Origin of the sequence: Thalassobacterium maritimum, assembly GCF_031127805.1 — a bacterium.
Lineage (GTDB): Bacteria > Verrucomicrobiota > Verrucomicrobiia > Opitutales > Coraliomargaritaceae > Thalassobacterium > Thalassobacterium maritimum.
In genome coordinates this window covers 1-1451 of record NZ_JARXHW010000137.1, presented here as the reverse complement: position 1 = coordinate 1451, position 1451 = coordinate 1, and the positions used below count along the sequence as shown (strand labels likewise).

The 1451-nt window shown below is 45.1% G+C and carries 3 protein-coding genes; all 3 read left to right on the top strand.

Translation table 11 applies throughout. The features are described from left to right. Positions 1 to 194: hypothetical protein (locus QEH52_RS19620; protein ID WP_308952656.1), on the top strand; the 194-nt coding region annotated here is incomplete at its 5' end. Between the two features lie 28 nt (positions 195 to 222). Next, positions 223 to 543 carry a hypothetical protein gene (locus QEH52_RS19615; RefSeq protein WP_308952655.1) on the top strand — a complete coding sequence of 107 codons (321 nt, stop codon included), beginning with the start codon at positions 223 to 225 and terminating at the stop codon, positions 541 to 543. 115 nt (positions 544 to 658) lie between these two features. After that, entirely contained in the window at positions 659 to 841 is a 183-nt protein-coding gene (locus QEH52_RS19610; RefSeq protein WP_308952654.1) for a hypothetical protein, read from the top strand. Positions 842 to 1451: the final 610 nt, after the last annotated feature.

Here is a 1451-nt window from a genome sequence, read left to right as displayed (position 1 = left end):
AAGATAATAGAAACAATGCAACCATCGCCCCCATGCCTGATCTAAGCACAACGCTAAAACCACTGCGCGACTCAACTGAGGAGCCCTGTGCGGGACGTAGCGAAGCGGAGATGGACCGCTTTAAGCGGCCCCGCAGGGGTGGACGAAGTGAATCAATACCGCACGCAGGGATCTGCAAGGGGACTGCCCGGTAACGGGCAGTTCTACCTTAATAGCTAAGAAATGAAAATCATCACTCAGATATTTTTGATCCTCTTTTCGATTTATTGCATCCTCACTGCATCAAGTAACATGTTTTACGGGAAGGTAGCCTTTGACGACCGATTCACACAGTCATTCGTCGAAGCCGCAAAAGAGGAAAATAAAACAGAAAACTATAAGTTCCTACTGGTCGGGACGACCCAAGCATTGGTTCTAAATAAACAGATCAATCAAATATCCATTTTCACCATCTCGCTTTCGACCATCGTAATTTTGCTGAGCAGTAGGACCTTATTCCTACTGAAGCGAAGCAAAGCTAACCAGTATGGCGATGGACAATAGATTTCGCTGGCGCTCATCTACACTCACACTCTACGATATACAGAAAAATAAAATGGGAAGAGAATATAAAATTAAATGTAATCTACCTAGCGGTTACAGCCCTCGTAATGTCCTGATGAAACTCCCCTCACCAATGAAGAGAGGGAGTGGCGAAGAGACCTACAACTATCGAGTCGAAGCCGATGGGTTCTACCTTGTCGACCATTTGAATGAAAGAACTACAGCAGCTCAAGCGCTACAGATTTTCATCGATGAAGCTCTTGTGCATTCTGAAGCAATCGAAATTATCGAGCCCTAAAAGGTATATCCAGGTAGTAGTGGTCAGTCCCGTTCGTGCCTCACTCCATGCCACACTTTGACGATCTACAAAAAAAAATGAACGAACGATTAGAGAACCACAAAATGAGGACTCTCGAAAGAATCGAAGGACATCTTTCTGAGTTGAAATGGCTGATTGTTCTATTGATCGCCACAGTCGCTTTTCCACCGATCGCTTGGGTCTTCCTCATCCTATCGGGAATAATTTTGATCTCAGCTCTCTTCGGAGCGGGTGTTGCGTCGATGATAAACAAAATAAGAAAATAAAAGTGAACACACCGGAACAGTCTAAGCTAACTGATCGAATGGAGCGTAGATCCAGACGCGGTGGTCAAATCCGTTACGGCTTCGCCTTCACTACGTGATCATCCTCGACGATATGCAGAAGATGAAATGAATCATATTTGAATCACTTCACTCTTGCGCTAACGTCAAATAAAAGAGAATTTAGGGAGATTGGATGAGTGGTTCACATTCGAGCCCTCACCCTAAAATAATAGAATGAAGCCGATAGATCAGAGCGGAATCCACCTGACCAAGGGCGGCAGCATATCCAGACGCACCTATCAACTCATTTCGCGCTCCAGGCT

Coding starts and splice junctions, on each gene's coding strand:
- QEH52_RS19615 (WP_308952655.1), top strand. CDS start 223: ATGAAAATCATCACTCAGATATTTTTGATCCTCTTTTCGATTTATTGC.
- QEH52_RS19610 (WP_308952654.1), top strand. CDS start 659: ATGAAACTCCCCTCACCAATGAAGAGAGGGAGTGGCGAAGAGACCTAC.